Genomic DNA, 17808 nt, shown 5'->3' with positions numbered 1-17808 from the left:
ACGGACCGCACCACAGGAAAGAGGAAGGAGTCCAACTTGGAAATCATGAACGTGATTGCGCAGGGCATGGGAGTGGACCAGGACCGGCTGACGGCCATCGCCACGAACCTGGCCAACGTCCGCACGCCGGCCTACAAGCGCGAAATGATCAACGGCACCGGTTTCGAGGCGCAGCTCGACGCGCTCGAACAGGGCGAAACGGCCCGGGCGGGAGGGCGCGCCGTCAGCCGCGCCGATATGCGTCCCGGCGCGGTGCAGTACACCGGGCGACCGTTAGATATGGCGCTGAGCGGCGAGAACGCGTTCCTGGAGCTGTCGCGCGACGGCGCCACGTTATACGGGCGGCAGGGCGCCATGCGGGTGGATAGCCAGGGCAGGTTGGTGAATGCGGGTGGCGATCTGGTCATGGGTATGGGCGGAGAGATCCGGCTCGCCTCGAACGCGCCGCGCATCGACGCGCAGGGCAATGTCTACGACCAGGGCAAATTCATCGACAGGCTCAGCCTGGCCAGTTTCGACGCGCCACAAAACCTGACGCGGCTGGGCGCCGGAGTCTACCGCGCCGGGCAGGAACGGGCGCAGCCCATGCGCGAAGGCGGCTCGTCGGTGCTGCAGGGCTATCTGGAGGGGTCCAACGTCGACCCCGCGCATGAGATGGCCGGCCTGATAGAAGTCATGCGCCATTTCGAAAGCCTGCAAAAAACCGCGCAGTTCGTCGACGACATGACGGGGCGGGCTGTGCAGAAATTGGGCGAGATCTGAGGAGCGCGGGAATGATCGATTCGTTGTACGTGGGCGCGACGGGCATGCATGCCCAGCAGACGGGCGTGGACGCCGTGGCGCAGAACCTGGCCAACATGAATACCGCTGGCTACAAGAAATCGTATGTGGTGTTCGGCGATCTGATGACGCGCGCCGCGACGGGCGGGCAGCCCGCCGGCGTGGCAGGCGCCGATGCGGCCCGGAACCTGGGGCTGGGCGTGGCGATCTCGCGCCATGCCAAGTCCTTCGTGTCTGGCGAAATCAAGCAGACCGGCAAGCCGCTGGACCTGGCGATACGCGGCGAGGGCCTGCTGGAAGTGGCGATGCCGGATGGCGGCGTCGCCTATACGCGGGGCGGCCCGTTGAAAGTGGACCAGGACGGCATGCTGACGACGCTGGCGGGCCTGCCGCTCAAGGCCATGATTTCCGTACCGGCCGACACCGAGAAGCTGACCATCGCGCCGGACGGGAAGATCACTGCGTGGCGCAATGGCGGCCGCGACGCCGACGAACTCGGCAAGCTGGACCTGGTCCGTTTCAATGCCGCCGAGGATTTGGCCGCGCTGGGCGATGGCCTTTATCAGGCCACCGAGCGGTCCGGCGAGCCGGTGCTGGGGCGGCCGGGCGAGGATGGCATGGGCCTGTACGCGCAGGGCTACTTGGAATCGTCCAACGTGCAGCTCAACGAAGAAATCATCAACCTGATGGTCGCGCAGCGCGCCTATGAGGCGAACGCGAAGATCGTCCAGGCATCCGATGACATGCTGGGTCTGGTCAACAACCTGCGACGCTAGGCGATCCCGTGAGAAAGCTCATGCTCGTAGCGGCGTTGTGTGGTGGTGGCGCTGGCGCCGCGCCCCAGGAGGACGCCGCCGAACTGTTCCTGCGCGCCTCCGTCCAGGTCCGCGCGCCCGCGTTGACGCTGGGCGACGTGGCGCGCATCGACGCGCCGGCCGATCGCCGCGACCGCCTGGCCCGCTTGCGCATAGGCGCCGTGCCCGCTTCCGGCGAGGCGCGCGAGATCACGCGCGATGAACTGGAGCGCTGGATCGCCACGGCGGACGAGGATCTGGGCGTGGTGGCCTGGAAGGGCAATGCGTCCGTGCGCGTGGCGCGCAAGACCGTTGCGCTGGATCGCGACGCGGTGCTTCGATGCGCGACCGAGGCCGCGCGTGCGGCATTGCGGCCGAGGTTCCGGGATCTGGTCATCGAAGCGGCCGGCAGTCCCTTGCCCGACCTGGTGGCGGCAGGCGCCGTCGAACTGCGCGCCCGCCCGCTAGACCCGCAGGTCGAGGTGACGCAGCGCCTGGTGGTGTGGGTCGAACTGTGGCAGGGCGGTCGCCTGTACCGGGCGATTCCGGTGGCCTTGCGGATCCAGGCGATGGCGCCGGTGCTGCGCCTGAACGCCAGCATTCCGGCCGGCGCGTCGGTATCGATGACGGATATGAGCGTGGAAGAGCGCGATGTGGCGGCGCTGTCGGGCGCTTACTGGCCGGCGCACGAACCGCTGGGCGCCGTGCGCGCGCGCCAGCCGCTGGCGGCCGGCGCGGTGTTGATGCGCTCGCAGTTGCAGGCGCTGCCGGACGTGGAGCGTGGCGATCAGGTGGCGCTGCGGGTGCGCGCCGGCTCGGTGACCATCGAAACCTCGGCCAGGGCATTGCAGGATGGCTGGACCGATCGCACCTTGCGCGTCATGCCGGCCAACGCTTCCGAGGCCGTGGTCGCGCGCGTGGTGCGTGGCGGACTGGTGGAGGTGAGCCAATGATGCCTGGCTTCGGATTCAGATTTGGCGTTGCGCCGCGTGTCGCGGCCTGCCTGGCGTTGGCGTGGATGCTGATGATCGTTGGCGGACCCGCGCGCGCGGAAAGCCTGTTCGATCCCGACCTCTATCGTTCGCTGGGCACGGACCGCAAGGCCGCGCGCATCGGCGACGTGCTCACGATCCAGGTGGTCGAGACCTCGTCGGCGAGCAGCTCGGCCGATACCTCCACCGGCCGGAAGTCCAGTTTCGACGCGGAGTTTCGCCTGTCGCGGCGGCCCACCACCTCGGGGGGCATCGACGTGGACAGCGATTTTGATGGCGGGGGCAAGACCCAGCGCTCCGGCAAGCTGTTGGCGCAGATGTCGGTCGGGGTGGTCGGCGTGGCTCCCAATGGCGACCTGTACGTCAAGGGCGACCAGCTGCTGACCGTGAACGACGAGCAGCAGAAGATCCAGGTGAAAGGCCGGGTGCGGCCGCAGGACATTTCGCCGGGCAATGTCGTGCTGTCCACCCGCCTGGCCGAGGCCGAGATCGTCTACATCGGGGAAGGCGAACTGGCGGGCCGGCAACGCCCATCCTGGTGGGCCCGCTTCCTCAACTGGCTGGGTTTCTGATGCGCGCGCTGATTCTGTCTTTCTTCATGGCCGCGATGCTTGTCGCGCCGTCGGCGACCGTCGCGGCCCGCTCCAGCGCGACCGAGGTAGTGCGCATCAAGGACCTGGGAAAGCTCAAGGGCTGGCGCGAGAACTCGTTGATCGGCTACGGCATCGTGGCGGGCCTGGCGGGCACGGGGGATTCGCCGTCCAACAAGACGACGCGGCAGGCCATGGCCAATGTCTATTCCCAGTTCGACCTGACGGTCGCGCCGGAGCAGGTCCAGAGCCGCAACGTGGCCGTGGTGATGGTCAGCGCCATGCTGCCGCCGTTCGCGCGGCCGGGCGATGCGGTCGACGTGGTGGTGACTTCGGCGGGCGACGCCCGCAGCCTGGTGGGCGGCAACCTGCTGGCCACCGCGCTCAAGGCGCCGAACGGCAAGATCTATGCCTTGGCCCAAGGTCCGCTGTCGGTGGGCGGCTATCGCTATGACATGAACGGCAACGTGGTGCAGAAGAACCATCCCACCGCCGGTTCGATTCCTGGCGGGGCCCTGGTCGAGGTCGGCGTGAATGCGCAGGTGGTGACCGCGGACGGCGCGATGACTTTCGTCCTGTCCAATCCGGACTACACCACGGCGGGCAGGGTGGCCAACGAGATCAACCGCGCGCTGGGGCGCCCGCTGGCCAAGGCGCGCGACGCCGCCGGCGTGGACATCCAGGTGCCCGAGTTCGAGCGCGACAACCTGGTCGCCTTCGTTTCGCGCATCGAGGCGCTGTCGATCACGCCGGACCAGCGCGCCAAGGTGATCCTGGACGAGCGCACGGGCACGGTGGTGTCGGGCGGCAATGTGCGCCTGTCCAAGGTCGCCATTTCGCATGGCGACCTGCGCATCTCCATCGTCACCGACAACCAGGTATCCCAGCCCATCTTCGTGCGCCAGGGCGGCGACGGCGGCATCCGCACCGAAGTCGTCTCGAATTCCAGCATCGACGTGCGCGACGGCGAGGGCAGCGCTTTCGTCATGTCGGAAGGCAGCACCGTCGCCGAGCTGGTGCAGGCCCTGACGAAGATACGGACCAGTACCCGCGACATCATTTCCATTCTGCGCGCCATCAAGACCGCCGGCGCGCTGCATGCCGACCTGATCATCCAGTAACCCTCACCGAGGCCCAGCATACCCATGATAGATCCCGTCACCCTGAGCGCCCTGGGCGCCGCGCTCGACGCCGCCAGCCTGCGGCATCGGGCGGGCGCGGCCAATATCGCCAATGCGCATACCGCGGGCTACGTCCCGCAGCGGGTCGAGTTCGAGAGCTTGATGCCGGGCGCGCAGACCGCGCTGGCGCGTGGCGACAGGCTGGCGGCGCACGATCTCGCGTCGCCCAGGCTGGTCAGCGCGTCGCCGCGCAGCGCCGCTCCATATGGCGCCAACGCCGTGGCCATCGATCAGGAAGTGGCCGGCGTGGCCCGCAATGCGCTGCACTACCAGGCGCTGGTGAAGGCGCTTAGCGGCCAGCTCGCGCTGGTGGAAGCGGCCTTGAACGACGGACGGCGCTGACCATGGACTATCAAAACGCATTCGCCATCAGCGCCGCCGGCATGAGCGCGGAAAAGCTGCGCGTCGACGTGGCGGCCCTGAACCTGGCCAACGCCAATTCGCCGCTGTCGCCGCAAGGCGCCGGGTATCAGCCGCTGCGAGTGATGTCCAGTACGCGAGCGGTCTACGGCGTGCGCAGCTTCGGCGATCTGGTCGAGCAGGGCATGGCCGTCAATCAGGGCTTGAGCGTCGCGCCCTATCGGGCGCCTGCCCGGCGCGTGCATGAGCCGGGCCATCCGCAGGCGGACCGGGACGGCTATGTCTCCTATCCGGGCGTGGACACCCTGACCGAGATGATGACCATGATGGTGGCGAGCCGCGCCTACGAGGCCGATGTGGCCGCGTTCAACGCCGCCAAGACCATGGCGATGAAGGCGCTGGAGATCGGAGGGCGGACATGATCGCGCAAGCCGCCCAGGCGCTGCAGGCCGCCGCCGCGCAAGCGCCCGTCGCGCCGGCCATCGCGCCGCGCGACGCGTCCTTCGACGCCATGGTCGGCGCGGGATTGCGCAACGTCAACCGGGCGCTGTTGCGCACGGAGGAAGACGCGCAGCGGCTCGCGGTGGGCGAGGTGCAGGATCTGCACCACGTGATGATCCGGCTGGAAGAGGCCAAGGCTTCCTTCCAGCTTTTCTTGCAAGTACGCAACCGGCTGTTGGACGCATATCAGGAAGTCATGCGCATGCAGATCTGAACGGGATTGATCGGAAATGTTCATTACGGAGTTTTGGGCTCGCCTGGACCGGCGCAGCCGCTATCCCCTGCTCCTGGGGGCCTTGGTGATCGTCATCGCGGTCGCGGCGGCGGGCTACCTGCTCACGCGCGGCAGCTATCAGGTCCTGTTCTCGGGCGTCAAGCCGCAGGACGCCTCGACCATGCTGGCGGAACTGGACAAGCAGAAGATCCCGTATCGCCTGGACGCGGACGGCTCGACCATCCTGGTGCCGCAGGAGCTGGTCCATAAGACCCGCCTGCGCCTGTTGGGCCAGGATCTGCCGTTGCACGGCACGGTGGGATTCGAGCTGTTCAACAACGCCGATTTCGGCATGACCGAGTTTGCGCAGCGGATCAACTACCAGCGCGCCCTGCAAGGCGAGATCACCCGCACCATCCTGTCCCTGTCCAACGTCGAATCGGCGCGGGTGCTGATCGCCTTGCCCGAGCAAGGCCTGTTCCGTCGCGGCGCGGGCGTGCCGACCGCATCGATCGCGGTGACGCTGCGCGATGGGCGCAACCTCACGCCGGAGCAGGTGCTGGGCATGCAGCGGCTGGTGTCGGCGTCCATCCCGGACATCGAGTCGCGCAACGTCACCATCGTCAATCAGCATGGCGTGGCCTTGACCGCCTCGGCCGATGGCGAAGACGGCGCGGCCTCGGCCGACGCGCGACTGGCGCTCAAGCGGTCGACCGAGGAATACCTGACGCGCAAGATCGCCGGCATGCTGGACCAGACTTTCGGACCCGGCGCCGTGGTCGCCAGCGTGGACGTGCTGCTCAACATGGACAGGATCCGCATCACCACGGAAGACGTGCTGCCCTATTCACAGGCCGGCAAGGGCCAGCCCACCGGCGTGGTCGTGCGCGAGCGTCGCTCAAACCGTGAAGGGGAACCGGGCGCGGGCGTGAACAACGGGCGCCGCGCCGGCGGCGGCGCGGACAGCGAAATCGACTATCAGGCGGGCAGGAAAGTCGAGGAAATCGTATCGACGCCGGGCGTCATCATGAAGATGGGCGTCACCGCCGTGGTGCGCGGTCCGATGGATGGCGTCGCGCTGGATCGCCTGCGCACGCTGGTCGGCAACGCCGCCGGCGCCCAGGTGGAGCGAGGCGACACGGTCATTGTGTACAGCACGGAGCAGGTGGCCGCGCGCAGCGGCGTGGTGGCGCAGGATGCGGGCATGACCGTGGCGCAGGCCGCGCCGCCTGCCGCCCCGCGCACCGAGTTCGAATGGACGCCCCGCCTGGCCATCGCCCTGCTGCTGGCGATCGGCGGCGTGTTGGTCGCGCTGGCCTTGCTGGCCAGCCGGCGGCGGCCGCAGTCCGCGCGGCTGTCGGCCGAGCAGCGTGATGCGTTGTTGCAGCAGCTGCGTGGCTGGCTGGAGCCGGCACGTCAGCCGGCCGACGCGGAGAAGTCCTGATGGACGGTTTGCGTTTGAGCGCATTGGCCCTGCATGCCGTCGCGGATCGTGATCGCGCCTGGCTGCTGTCCCGCCTGCCCGATGCGCAGCGAGGCCCGCTTGCCGAGCTGTTGACCGAGCTGCGGCGCACAGGCATTCCCGCGGATCCCGGCCTGATCACGCAATTGGTGCGTGAGCGCGAGGCCATGAATGAGGGCGCGCGGGGTGGACAGCCCAGCCCGGGCTTGTTGCAGGCTGCGGCGGAGGACGTCTGGAAGCAATTGCGGGGCGAGCCCGACGCGGTGGCGGCCCGTATCCTCCGGCGAAACCGCTGGCCGTGGCTCGATGACCTGATGGCGCTGTGCGGGCCGGGTCGGGCCAGGAACATCGAGGCGTTGATCCGCACCCTGGATCCCGCCCCGGCGCTGGAACAGGCGCTGGTGCAAGAGCTGGAGGCGCGCCTGCAGGCGCGGCAGGCGTCGCCGGGCCGCAGGTCGACCGTCAAATGGCAGTTCTTCCGTCGCGGCGGGAGCGCGCGATGAGAACGGCGCCCATCCTGCGTCAAGCGCCGATCGCGCCGGCATCCCGCTTGGTCGGCTCGACGCGAGCAGTGCCGCGCCAGGCGGCGTCCATGCAGGAAGCGGCTCCTGCGCGCCCGGACGAAGCGCGGACGGATGAGATGCCCGCCAGCCCGGCGCCGGTGGCTGCCCTGAGCGAAGCCGAGATCGAGCAGCGTGGCCTGGCCTTGGCGCAGCGCATGGTGCAGGCCGAAGCGGAGCAAGCCCGCAAGGCGGCGCGGGAAGAAGGCTTGCGGGCCGGCCGGGAAGAAGGCCTGGCCCAGGCCCGGGCGCAGGCCGAGGAAGGGCGGCAGGCGCAGCAGGCCCGGTTCCAGGACGTCATGGATGCCCTGCTTGAAGCCTTGCGGCGCGAGCAGGAGGCGACGCTGGACGCGGCGCTGGAGCTGGCGCTCGCGGCGCTGGTCCGCATTCTGGGTGTGCGTCCGGATGCGGAGCGGGTGATGGCCTTGGTGCGCCAGGCCAGCAGCCAGCTCAGGCATCCGGGGCAGGTACGCGTGAAACTGGCGCCGGCGGATCTGGCGCTGCTGAAAGAGGCGGGCATAGACCCGGCCGCGCTGGCGCCGCAGGCCGCCGAGGTCATGTGGGTGGCCGACGCCACGATCCAGGGCGGTTGCGTCTTGCAGACGGAGGCGGGCAACCTGGACGCGCGCTTGCAACGGCAGGTCGCGGCGCTGGGCGAAGCCCTGTCGCAGGCGTATCGCGCGCACGAGGCGACGCCATGACGGCCCAGGCCCTGTCCGCCTGCCTGCGGGCGATCGGGACGGCCGCGCTGTATGCGCGCGACGGCGCGGTGCGCCAGGTGTCGGGGTTGGCCGTGACGTGCTCGGGTCCGGACGCCAGCCTGGGTGAACTATGCCGCATCTCGCCGCAGGCGGGCGGCGCCGGCATCCTGGCCGAGGTCGTGGGCGTGCGGCCCGACGGTGTCGTGTTGATGCCTTATGGTCGCCTGGACGGCGTGGCGGCAGGCAGCCGGGTGACCACGGCCGGCGTCTCCGATCGCGTGCCGGTCGGCCCGGCCTTGTTGGGTCGCGTGGTGAATGCGTTTGGCGAAGCGCTGGACGATGGGCCGCCCATCGCGGCCCAGGCCATGGTTCCGTTGAAACCCGCTCCGGTCAATCCGCTCCGGCGCAAGCCGATCGATATGCCGCTGGAAACGGGAGTTCGGGCGATCGACGCCCTGTTGCCGTTGGGGCAGGGGCAGCGTGTCGGCATTTTTGCGGGCAGCGGCGTGGGCAAGAGCACCCTGCTGGGCATGCTGGCGCGAGGCGTGCGCGCGGATGTGAACGTCATCGCGCTGATTGGTGAGCGCGGTCGCGAGGTGCGTGATTTCATCGAACGCCAGCTCGGTCCGGACGCGCTGGCGCGTTCCGTGGTGGTCGTCGCCACGTCGGACGAACCCGCCCTGATGCGGGCCCGGGCGACCTATGCCGCGCTCGCGATCTCGGAATATTTTCGAGACCAGGGGCGCGATGTGTTCCTGACCATGGATTCCGTCACGCGCTATGCCATGGCGCGGCGCGAGATCGGGCTGGCGGCGGGCGAGCCGCCGACGGCGCGGGGCTACACGCCGACCGTTTTCTCGGAGATTCCCGAGCTGTGCGAGCGCTGCGGCCGGGTGGAGGCCGGCGGATCCATCAGCGCGGTGTTCACCGTGCTGGTCGAGGGGGACGATTTCAACGAACCCATCGCCGACAGCCTGAGGGCCACGCTGGACGGCCATATCGTGCTGAGCCGGGACCTGGCGCATCGCGGCCACTATCCGGCCATCGACGTGCTGCGCAGCGCCAGCCGTCTGGTGAAGGAACTGACCACGCGTCAGGAGCGGGAGCTGATGCGGCAGGCATCCGCGAGCCTGGCCTTGCTGGAAAGAAACCGCCAGATGGTCGATATCGGCGCCTATCAGTCGGGCGCCAATCCCGCCCTGGACGCGGCGTTGGCGATGGCGCCGCGATTGGACGCGTGGCTGCGTCAGGATGCCGACGCGCCGGAGTCCAGGGCCCAGGCGTACGCGGCGCTGGCGGCCATTCTTGGCCGGCAGGAGGAGGACGGGGTATGACCGCGACCTCTCGTTTCCGCTATCCGCTGGCCGCGCTGGAGTCGCTGTATGGCCATCGCCTGGAACAGGCGCGGCTGGATCTGGCGCGGGCGCAGGACCGGCTGGACGAACAGGCCGCGATATGCGACCGGCTACGCCTCGCGTTGAGCCAGGGCCATGCGGATTGGGCCGCCGCGAGCGCCGGCGCGGCGGGTTTCGATCCGGCCCGTCATATCGCGGTGCGCGAAGCGCTCGCGGCCATGCGCGGGCGATGGGAACAGGCGCGTGCCCAGGCGGACGCATTGCGCGCGGAGGTCGAGCGCTGTCGCGACGCTCTGCTGCAGGCGCACCGGCGCGCCGAGATCGTGGACCGGCACAAGACGCAGGCGCGGCGCGAATTCGATGTTGACGCCGCGCGCGCGGAACAGCGCCAGGCCGACGCGGCCTGGCCCACAGGGAGAAATCGTTCATGACCATTCTCGAGTACGCGTCCGCGGGCGCGCAGAACCCGGTGTCCGCCCGGGGCGAACAAGGGCTGCCGGCATCGCTGGCGGGATGGCGCCAGGCCATGGAACAGGCCCAGGCGCGTTACTGGCTGGACGGGCGCGATCTGACGCCGGGCGACGAGCGGCAGGGGCGCGCGGATCCGTACGCCGCGCGGACGTTGGTCGCGCCAGCCGGACCGGCGCGGCCCGCCGATACGGCCGGGCAGGCGGGGGAGCGGCGCGACATGCCCGCCGCGTTGCGGCCGGAGGGCGACCCCACGGTGCCGGCGAGGATCGCCGACGGCCGCGGCGATGTCGAGCTTCGGCCGACTTACGCGGGCGGACCGGGTGTTGCCGCAACGCCGCTGTCCACGCGGCCGGGGGCCGTGTCGCCGACTTTCGCGGAGCCGGCCACGGCCGCAGGATGGGCGGGAGCCGCGCAGGCGCGCCGGCCGCGCAAGCGGTCCGTTCACGCGCAGCACGACGAGCAGGGCGTTTCGGTATGGATCCGCGACGCCGCGATGAACAGCCTTCAAGCCCGGCATCTCGCCATGGCCATCGCCGAAAGCATGCAGGGCGGGGCGCGCGATCTGGCTTCGCTCTATCTCAACGGCCGTCCGCTGCCGGGCGGCCCGGACTCTCCTTCAACCGCTACGCCGGAGTAACGCTTCATGGCCATCGATTCGACCGCCGCGGCTTCCGCCTCGACCCAGCTGGGCATGCAGGACCTGCTCAAGGTGCTGCTGGCCCAGCTCACCAACCAGAACCCGCTCAAGCCCATGGAGAACCAGGATTTCATCGGGCAGATCGCCCAGTTCTCATCGCTGGAGCAGAGCCGCCAGACCTACGCCAAGCTGGACCAGTTGGTCACGCTCCAGTCCACGCTGCAATCCGTGGGCCTGATCGGCAAGACGGTGGACGCCCAGTCGCCCACGGGCAGCATCACCGGGACCGTGACGGCGCTCAGCCTGGCATCGGGCACGCCGACGCTCAGCATCCGGACATCCAGCGGCTCTGTCGTCAATGACGTGAGCCTCGGTTCGGTATCGGCCATACGCTGAAGGAGCGCGTCATGCTGGATAGCATCTGGTTGAGTCTTTCAGGCATGAACGGATTCTCCAAGGGACTGAAGACCATCAGCAACAACGTGGCGAACATGAACACGCCCGGCTTCAAGAAATCGCAGGTCCTGTTTGAAGAGCAGTTCAACGCCTACGCGCCTTACAGCAAGGGCTGGAGCGGCCCCGGCGCGGGCGGCGGCGCCGGCGTGGACACGTATGCGACGCGCACGGATTTCAGCCCCGGCGAAGCCCGGCAGACCGGCAGCGGCCTGGACATGGCGCTGGACGGCGCCGGCTACTTCATGTTGCGCATGCCCGATGGCGAAGTGCGCTACACGCGCGCGGCCCAGTTCGACTTTGGCGATGATGGCGTGCTGCGAAACAAGAGCGATCGCGCGACGGTCCTGGGCACGGGGCGCAACGGTGAGGGCCCGTTGGGCGAGATCTCCACGGCGGGGCTGACCACGTCCCCGGCAAATTCCACGTCGCGCATCCGCTTCAATGGCTACCTGTCGTCGACCGGTACGGACCATCAGCTCAACGCCGTCAAGGTCTACGACCGCAGCGGCGCGGAGCATCTGCTGAAGGTGTCTTTCGTCAACACAGGCGCGACCAGGCCGGGCACCTGGAAAGTGACGATCGAAGACGGGCCGAACAAGCTGGGGGAGGGCACGCTGGCCTTCAAGGACGGCCGGATCGATCCGGCCGCGTCCCGGATCTCCATCATCTACAGCTTGCCCGCGCTGGAGGCGCAGCCGATCGAGCTGGATTTCAGCGAGGGCGTGACGGCGTTCGCGTCCGGCACCACGTCCACGCTGACAGTCTCGAACCAGGATGGCTACGCGGCAGGCACGGCGACCGGCATCACCTTTGATGGTTCCGGTGTGTTGTCCGTCAGCTATTCAAATGGCCAATCCCGGCAGGGCAGCCGCATCGCGCTCGCGCGTTTCGGTTCGGATGACGCCCTGTCTCCGATGGGCGCCAGCCAGTTCGTGCTCAGGGACGAGGCCGCGCGCATGCTGGGCAACCCGCGCCTGCCCGGATTCGGACGCCTGCTGACGGGGCGCGTCGAAGGTTCCAACGTGGACCTGTCGCAGGAGTTCAGCGATCTGGTCGTGATGCAGCGCGGCTATCAGGCTTCGTCGCAGGCCGTGTCCACGGCCAATGATCTGATCCAGTCCCTGTTCGATCTGAAGGGGCGGCGCTGATGACGGCCTGGAGCATCGGATGGTGGACCGGCCAGGAGAGCGGGCGCGTGGCCGACACGTTGCGGGAGTCGTTGCGGGACTGGTGCGAGCAATGGGGGGCCGAGTTCGCGGCCCTGCGCGTCGAACCAGAGGCCTTCGACAGACCTCCCTCGACGGATCCCGTCTGGCTGGCGCTCTCAGATGGCGCCGACCAGGGCGGCGTATGGATGGCGCATTCCGATGTCGCGACCCGCGCGCTGGGAGCGGCTTTGTGCGGCGACGCCGAGGGCGATGTCGTCGCGCGTTCCGGCGGGGCGATGCTGGCCGGCGCTGGCCGGCGCGCGGCATTGGCGCTGGCCGAGGCGTTGCGCCAGGCGCAGGCGTGGCATGCCATCGACAGCGCGCCTGGCGCGTTGCCCGAGGGCGTTGCGCGAGGCGGCTTGATGATGTCCGTGCGATTGGGCCAGGCCAGGTTGCCGCTGGCGCTGAGCGCCGGGGCGGCGCAACGGCTGGCCGGGCGTGTTCGGGGAAAGGGCGCGCCGCTGGCGCCGTTGCAGCAGGCCATCGGCCAGCGTGCCGTCAGGCTGAACGTGACGCTGCGGCCTGTGCGGCTGGAGATCGGCGGCCTGTGTTCGCTGTCCATCGGCGATGTGGTTGCCCTGGACCATGGATTGGAGGAGCCCGCGATGCTGCGGGCGCAGGACGCCACGGCGGTCGCCGAGGTGCATTTGGCAAAAATCGGGCCCCACAAGGCCATCCGACTGGACCGCGCGGCGCCATGAGCGCCGTCTGGTCCGATTATTAGAAGAAGTGCCTAGGAGTACGGACTTGACTCATCCCCATACGGACATTGCCGGCGCAATGGCCCAAGCGGTCGATTTTCCCGAAGGCGCGGACGCCCAGGCGGAGCAAACCGCGCTGGCGATCCGCAATCTAAACCCCATTCATAGCGTGAAGGCGACGCTGTCGGTGCGCGTCGGCGAGGTCGAACTGACCGTTGGCGACCTGATCAATGCCAAGAGCGCGCAGGTCTTCGCGCTGGACCGGCGGGTCGACCAGCCGGTGGACCTGTTGCTGGAGGGCAGCGTGGTCGCGCGCGGAGAGCTGGTCGCGGTGGGCGATCATTTCGGCATCCGCGTGACCGAATTGCCGCTGGACTTGCGTTCGCTCGCATGAATGCCGATACGCCCCTGGCCTGGGGGCAGGATCGGGCCGTGAGCACCGCGTTGCAGTCTTGGTCTTGGGCGCTGGCCGTGGTGCTGGCCCTGCTCGCCTGCGCCGCGGTTTTCTGGTGGCGCAGGCGCGCGGGGTCGCAAGGCGGCCGCCGGCGGGTGGATGCGCCGGTGAGACGACTGGGCGGGGCACGGCTCAGCCCGCGCGTGGCGCTTGAAGTCGTCGAGTTTGGCGGCCAGCGCATCCTGCTGTCTGTCAGCGAGTCCGGCGCCCGCGAGATCGCGCGCGCGCCGGCCGATGCGGGCGCGCCGGGGAGCGGGCGATGAAGCGCGTCTCCCTTGGCCGGATCGTGGCGACGCTGGGTCTGCTCGTCTGGTTGGCGCCGTGGCAGGCGATGGCGGCGGGCGCTGCCGGCGCCTCGTCGGGCATGGGTGATCTGGCGGGCGTCGACGCGCCCGCGACCGCCAGCGCGTTGCGCATCGCCATCGGCCTGACCGCGCTCAGCCTGTTGCCGGCGCTGCTGGTATGCACGACGGCGTTCCTGCGCATCATCATCGTGCTGTCCATGTTGAGGCATGGCTTCGGCATGCAGGAAACGCCGCCCAACGCCGCGCTGCTGGGCCTGGCCCTGTTCCTGACGCTGTTCGTGATGTCGCCGGTCATGAATGAACTGAATCGGGATGCGCTGCAGCCGTTCATGCAAGGCAGCATCTCCGTCGAAGAGGCCTACGAGCGCGGCGCCCGGCCCTTGCGGGCGTTCATGGCCAGGCATACGCGCGAGGAAGACCTGGCGTTGATGCTGGAACTGTCGGGCGCGCCCAAACCGGCCACGCTCGATGAGGTCGGCAACGTCCAGCTGATCCCCGCGTTCATGCTGTCGGAGCTGCGCGTCGCGTTCCAGATCGGCTTCGTCATTTTCCTGCCGTTCCTGCTGATCGACCTGATCGTGTCGAGCGTGCTGATGGGCCTGGGCATGATGATGATGCCGCCTGTCACGGTCTCGCTGCCGATCAAGATCCTCTTGTTCGTGCTGATAGACGGCTGGGGACTGGTCCTGCGCTCCACCATCGGTTCCTTCCATTGAGTCCGGCCATGATGATCGCAGCTGTGCAAGAGCCAGAATGGCCCGTGCTTCCCGAAGAGGACATGCTCTGGCTCGCCTACCGGAAACAACCGACACAGGCGTTGCGGGACCGCCTGGTGTCGCGTTATCTGCCTTATGCGCGCGCGATCGCGGCGCGCATGTATTCCCGGCGTGGCGGCCAGGATTTCGAATTCGACGACTATATGCAGTATGCCTCGCTCGGCCTGATGGAATGCGTCGACCGCTATCAACCAGGCCTGGGCGCATCGTTCAAGACCTATGCCACCACCCGCATGACGGGTTCCATTCTCAATGGCCTGGAGAAGCTTACCGAGCGCCAGCAGCAGCTGTCTATCCAGCGGCGCATGACCGCCACCGGCGAGCGCGTCGCCTCGCTGGCCGAGGATGATGCGCCGGATGGCGCCGAGGAGTCGACCGAGGCGCTGTTCCGAAGGCTGGCGGCCGCCGGCGTGGGCGTGGCGCTGGGCGTGCTGCTGGAAGGGTCCGGCCTGATCGAATGGGAGAGCACCGAGGCCACGCGCGGCCTGGGCGCCTATGAGCAGGTGGAGCTCAGGCAGTTGCGCGACCGCGTGCTGGCGCTGGTCGCCGCGTTGCCCGAGCGGGAGCGCCACATCGTGCGTTCGCACTATATGCAGGACGTGCCGTTCCAGGACATCGCGGCGGAGATGGGCCTGACCAAGGGCCGCATTTCCCAACTGCACAAGCGCGCCCTGGACATGCTGAGACAGGAACTCGGCAAGCTCAGGCAGTCCGCCGCCGATTTCTGAAGCCGTGATTGGCGCTACGCTCTTCCAAGAATGATTTCCGCAGCAAAGGAGCCCTGAACATGTCGACTTCTTCCGAACGCCTGGATCGCTATGACGCCTATTTGCGCCAGGACCCCGGCAACGCGCTGCTCGCGATGCAGGCGTTCGAGCTGGCGCTGGATCTGGGCTATCTGGAGCGGGCCCAGGCCTATCTGGACCAGGCCAGGGCCGTGGAGGGAGACGCGGCCTACTTGTCGCACCGACAGGCGGCCCTGCTGGCGGCCCAAGGCCGTTGGCCCGAGGCGCTGGCGGCTCAGCGGTCGTTGTGCCAGCGTTTTCCGGATGACGCGGATTTGCAGGCGACCCTGGCCACGCTGTTGCATTGCTCCGGGGAACACAACGCCGCCGAGACGATCTGGTCCGAATTGCAGGCTGGCGGCCGTCTGCCGCCACACGCCTGGGCCTATCGGTTGCGCACCCTGCATTTCCAGCGACGATTGACCGAGGCATTGGCGTGGGCCGGCGCGCTGCCGCTGGAAAGCCAGCCCGAAGCCGCCGGCGTGCTGAGCCTGATGGCCGTGGACGCGGGCGACTTCGCGGCCGCGCGGCACTGGGTGACGGTTGCGCTGGCGGGCGCGTCAGACAGTGTGGAGGCCTTGACGGCGCGCGGCGCGCTGGCGCTGGCAGCCAAGGATCCGGTGAGCGCGCTGACCGATTTCAATGCCGTGCTGCAGCGCCGGCCGGCCGAAGGGCGCGTGTGGTCGTCGGCGGGTATCGCCCAGCTCCTGCTGCGACAGCCGCAGGCAGCCGTCGATGCCTTTCAGCGCGCCACGGCGCTCATGCCCGCGCATATCGGCAGTTGGCACGGATTGGGCTGGGCGCAGTTGTTGAGGGGCGACCTGGCCGCTGCGTCGACCGCGTTCGAGCACGCGCTGGCGCTGGACCGCAACTTTGGCGAAAGCCATGGCGGCGTCGCCATCACGCATGCGCTGGCGGGCCGGGCGGAACAAGCCGATCACCACATCGAACTGGCGCTGCGGCTGGACCCGTCCTCGCTGTCGGTCCGTTATGCGCAGGCCGCGCGCAGCGGCGCGTTGCAGCGTCCCGAAGCGTTCCAGCGTCTGGCCGAGCGCGCGCTGCGCGGCGCGCAAGCCCCGGACGGCCGTTCGCTGCTGGACTGGATGTCGAACTAGACGCGCCGCGCGCCGGGCTCAGCCCGGCTGGGCTTCCCGTGGCATCGCCAGCAGCAGGCGGGCCGCTTTCTGGCTGGCGGCCAGCAGATCCGGTTGCGCCTGCATCCGTTGCTGGACGATGTCCACCAGCTGATGAAACTTCGGATCGTTGATCAGGCCCGCGCCCAGTTCGGACAGCAGGGCCGCCTCCAGGAAATAGCGAAACGCCTTGCGTTCGCGCTCGGGGTCGTCGCTCTCCAGCGCCGATACCCGCGTCAGCAACGCCGTGAAGACCGGCGGCTCCGCCGTCCTGGTGGGTTTGCCCGCGTTGGATGTCCTGCCGGCCAGTCCCGTCTTGCCTGTTCTGCCGCCCGCGAGCGTGCGCTGCTGGATGAGCTGGGCCAGGCGCCCAATGCCGTCGATCATGAGGGGTCTACAGGTTCTGCTTGTAGGACGCCAGCACGAATTGGGCGGCGGCTTCGTTCTGCGGGACGGCGGAATCGGTTGAGGCGTCGCCGCGCTGCGTCCGGATGTGCGCGGCCAGCATGCCCATGTCCTGGTTCAAGGGTGCGTTTTCGTCATTGCGCGACATGCCTTGTTCGATGAGGAACAGCGCATCGTCGAAGCAGTCCATGGCCAGCGCGGCGAAGGCGCGCTTGAAGCACACCAGGTAGTGCGATTCCCCCAGCGTTTCGAGCGGAGCCCAGGTCTGGAACGCGGTTTGCGGCCGCGCGCTGGTGAATTGCAGCAGGCCCAGCTGGAATCTGGCGGTACTCAAATCCGGATCGAGAGCCAGGGCGCGAATGAACGCCGCCTCCGCGGCGTCGACCTCGCCCGCATGCATGAGCTGGGCGGCCAGCAAGGCATGCGGCGTGCCGGACCCGGGATGATCGGTACAGGCTTGTTGCAGGATGCGCAGCGCAGCCTCGCTGTCGCCGTCTTCCAGCGCCTGGACATAGTGATCGAGATAAAGCGGGCGGTCTGTGGATGTACTCATGGCGAAAGGGCGATGGAGCCAGGCAGCTGATGGCGGTCGGCGCGGACAGCGGCGTGTCGCCAACCTGTGTTCCCACTGCCGGGAGACGAAGCGCGGAGCTGAGTGTGGCGGGTCTTGCGCGCTTCTATCGGCGGGCCGCGGCGGTCGCCGGCTTCAGCCACGTGCGGATCACGTCCCAAGGGTACCACCGTGTTTCTTGGCGAGTCTGTCCGATAAAGCGGGCGCGTCATCGCGTTCAAACAGCGGACTTCGCGGCGGCGCCTGCGGCAGGTTGCGGCGCGGCGGCGAAAGTCAGGCTCATGGGTGCTCCGGAATCGAGTACGGCTCGGCCATCGGCTCGCCGTGAGGATTGGACCCGCCAAGTGCGGACCTGTTCGAACTTGTCCTAATGGGGAAGGTTCGGTTTAGGGCCGCCATCCCCGGCATCTGAATCC

General features: G+C 68.6%; 24 protein-coding genes. 22 read left to right on the top strand and 2 right to left on the bottom strand.

Going from position 1 to position 17808, the window contains the following annotated elements; all coding sequences use genetic code 11:
- The first annotated feature begins 45 nt into the window (after positions 1 to 45).
- The 22 genes from ACEU5R_RS00150 to ACEU5R_RS00045 all read left to right on the top strand — a co-directional run bounded on the left by ACEU5R_RS00150 (position 46) and on the right by ACEU5R_RS00045 (position 16398).
- Positions 46 to 762 (top strand): flagellar hook-basal body protein, encoded by a 717-nt coding sequence (locus tag ACEU5R_RS00150; RefSeq protein ID WP_392408861.1) that lies wholly within the window; start codon positions 46 to 48, stop codon positions 760 to 762.
- 11 nt (positions 763 to 773) lie between these two features.
- On the top strand, positions 774 to 1556 hold the full coding sequence (gene flgG, locus ACEU5R_RS00145; RefSeq protein ID WP_392408763.1) for a flagellar basal-body rod protein FlgG: 783 nt from the start codon (positions 774 to 776) through the stop codon (positions 1554 to 1556).
- 8 nt (positions 1557 to 1564) lie between these two features.
- Positions 1565 to 2527, top strand: coding sequence for a flagellar basal body P-ring formation chaperone FlgA (flgA, locus tag ACEU5R_RS00140; protein ID WP_392408762.1), 963 nt, complete (start codon positions 1565 to 1567; stop codon positions 2525 to 2527).
- A 65-nt stretch (positions 2528 to 2592) separates the two neighbouring features.
- On the top strand, positions 2593 to 3138 hold the full coding sequence (locus tag ACEU5R_RS00135; protein WP_392408761.1) for a flagellar basal body L-ring protein FlgH: 546 nt from the start codon (positions 2593 to 2595) through the stop codon (positions 3136 to 3138).
- Entirely contained in the window at positions 3138 to 4277 is a 1140-nt protein-coding gene (locus ACEU5R_RS00130; RefSeq protein ID WP_392408760.1) for a flagellar basal body P-ring protein FlgI, read from the top strand. The genes ACEU5R_RS00135 and ACEU5R_RS00130 overlap by 1 nt, the downstream gene beginning before the upstream one ends.
- A 24-nt stretch (positions 4278 to 4301) precedes the next feature.
- Positions 4302 to 4679, top strand: a complete 378-nt coding sequence (locus tag ACEU5R_RS00125) for a flagellar basal body rod protein FlgB (RefSeq protein WP_392408759.1) — start codon at positions 4302 to 4304, stop codon at positions 4677 to 4679.
- A 2-nt stretch (positions 4680 to 4681) separates the two neighbouring features.
- A complete protein-coding gene (gene flgC / locus ACEU5R_RS00120) occupies positions 4682 to 5119 on the top strand; it encodes a flagellar basal body rod protein FlgC (protein ID WP_392408758.1) in 438 nt (145 codons plus the stop codon).
- A complete protein-coding gene (fliE, locus tag ACEU5R_RS00115) occupies positions 5116 to 5412 on the top strand; it encodes a flagellar hook-basal body complex protein FliE (protein ID WP_212312003.1) in 297 nt (98 codons plus the stop codon). The genes flgC and fliE overlap by 4 nt, the downstream gene beginning before the upstream one ends.
- Positions 5413 to 5428: 16 nt before the next feature.
- A complete protein-coding gene (fliF, locus tag ACEU5R_RS00110; RefSeq protein WP_392408757.1) occupies positions 5429 to 6856 on the top strand; it encodes a flagellar basal-body MS-ring/collar protein FliF in 1428 nt (475 codons plus the stop codon).
- A complete protein-coding gene (locus ACEU5R_RS00105) occupies positions 6856 to 7377 on the top strand; it encodes a hypothetical protein (protein ID WP_392408756.1) in 522 nt (173 codons plus the stop codon). The genes fliF and ACEU5R_RS00105 overlap by 1 nt, the downstream gene beginning before the upstream one ends.
- Positions 7378 to 7514: 137 nt before the next feature.
- Complete coding sequence (locus tag ACEU5R_RS00100; protein WP_392408755.1) at positions 7515 to 8135, top strand: FliH/SctL family protein; 621 nt, start codon at positions 7515 to 7517, stop codon at positions 8133 to 8135.
- Positions 8132 to 9469: a FliI/YscN family ATPase gene (locus tag ACEU5R_RS00095; protein ID WP_392408754.1), complete on the top strand. Its 1338-nt coding sequence runs from the start codon at positions 8132 to 8134 to the stop codon at positions 9467 to 9469. The genes ACEU5R_RS00100 and ACEU5R_RS00095 overlap by 4 nt, the downstream gene beginning before the upstream one ends.
- Positions 9466 to 9921, top strand: a complete 456-nt coding sequence (locus ACEU5R_RS00090) for a flagellar FliJ family protein (protein WP_392408753.1) — start codon at positions 9466 to 9468, stop codon at positions 9919 to 9921. Before ACEU5R_RS00095 ends, ACEU5R_RS00090 begins: the two co-directional genes overlap by 4 nt.
- Positions 9918 to 10598, top strand: coding sequence for a hypothetical protein (locus tag ACEU5R_RS00085; RefSeq protein ID WP_392408752.1), 681 nt, complete (start codon positions 9918 to 9920; stop codon positions 10596 to 10598). The genes ACEU5R_RS00090 and ACEU5R_RS00085 overlap by 4 nt, the downstream gene beginning before the upstream one ends.
- A gap of 6 nt (positions 10599 to 10604) precedes the next feature.
- Positions 10605 to 10994, top strand: coding sequence for a flagellar hook assembly protein FlgD (locus ACEU5R_RS00080; protein WP_212311995.1), 390 nt, complete (start codon positions 10605 to 10607; stop codon positions 10992 to 10994).
- 11 nt (positions 10995 to 11005) lie between these two features.
- Positions 11006 to 12202 carry a flagellar hook protein FlgE gene (locus ACEU5R_RS00075; RefSeq protein ID WP_392408751.1) on the top strand — a complete coding sequence of 399 codons (1197 nt, stop codon included), beginning with the start codon at positions 11006 to 11008 and terminating at the stop codon, positions 12200 to 12202.
- Positions 12202 to 12963, top strand: coding sequence for a FliM/FliN family flagellar motor C-terminal domain-containing protein (locus tag ACEU5R_RS00070; RefSeq protein WP_392408750.1), 762 nt, complete (start codon positions 12202 to 12204; stop codon positions 12961 to 12963). Before ACEU5R_RS00075 ends, ACEU5R_RS00070 begins: the two co-directional genes overlap by 1 nt.
- A 46-nt stretch (positions 12964 to 13009) precedes the next feature.
- Positions 13010 to 13357, top strand: a complete 348-nt coding sequence (locus ACEU5R_RS00065) for a FliM/FliN family flagellar motor switch protein (protein ID WP_392408749.1) — start codon at positions 13010 to 13012, stop codon at positions 13355 to 13357.
- 38 nt (positions 13358 to 13395) lie between these two features.
- Positions 13396 to 13680, top strand: coding sequence for a flagellar biosynthetic protein FliO (locus ACEU5R_RS00060; RefSeq protein WP_392408748.1), 285 nt, complete (start codon positions 13396 to 13398; stop codon positions 13678 to 13680).
- The gene (gene fliP / locus ACEU5R_RS00055) at positions 13677 to 14438 is read left to right on the top strand and encodes a flagellar type III secretion system pore protein FliP (RefSeq protein WP_392408747.1); all 762 of its coding nucleotides are present in this window, start codon (positions 13677 to 13679) and stop codon (positions 14436 to 14438) included. Before ACEU5R_RS00060 ends, fliP begins: the two co-directional genes overlap by 4 nt.
- 8 nt (positions 14439 to 14446) lie before the next feature.
- Entirely contained in the window at positions 14447 to 15226 is a 780-nt protein-coding gene (locus ACEU5R_RS00050; RefSeq protein WP_392408746.1) for a sigma-70 family RNA polymerase sigma factor, read from the top strand.
- A 59-nt stretch (positions 15227 to 15285) separates the two neighbouring features.
- Positions 15286 to 16398 (top strand): hypothetical protein, encoded by a 1113-nt coding sequence (locus tag ACEU5R_RS00045; RefSeq protein ID WP_392408745.1) that lies wholly within the window; start codon positions 15286 to 15288, stop codon positions 16396 to 16398.
- An 18-nt stretch (positions 16399 to 16416) separates the two neighbouring features.
- Here ACEU5R_RS00045 and ACEU5R_RS00040 read toward each other — a convergent pair whose 3' ends face one another.
- Entirely contained in the window at positions 16417 to 16803 is a 387-nt protein-coding gene (locus ACEU5R_RS00040; RefSeq protein WP_392408744.1) for a hypothetical protein, read from the bottom strand.
- A gap of 7 nt (positions 16804 to 16810) precedes the next feature.
- Complete coding sequence (locus ACEU5R_RS00035; protein WP_392408743.1) at positions 16811 to 17374, bottom strand: tetratricopeptide repeat protein; 564 nt, start codon at positions 17372 to 17374, stop codon at positions 16811 to 16813.
- Positions 17375 to 17808: the final 434 nt, after the last annotated feature.

Origin of the sequence: Achromobacter sp. 413638, assembly GCF_043119405.1 — a bacterium.
Classification (GTDB): domain Bacteria; phylum Pseudomonadota; class Gammaproteobacteria; order Burkholderiales; family Burkholderiaceae_B; genus Achromobacter.
Note: the sequence above shows the minus strand (reverse complement) of the source record. Positions and strands in the feature narration are given on the sequence as shown.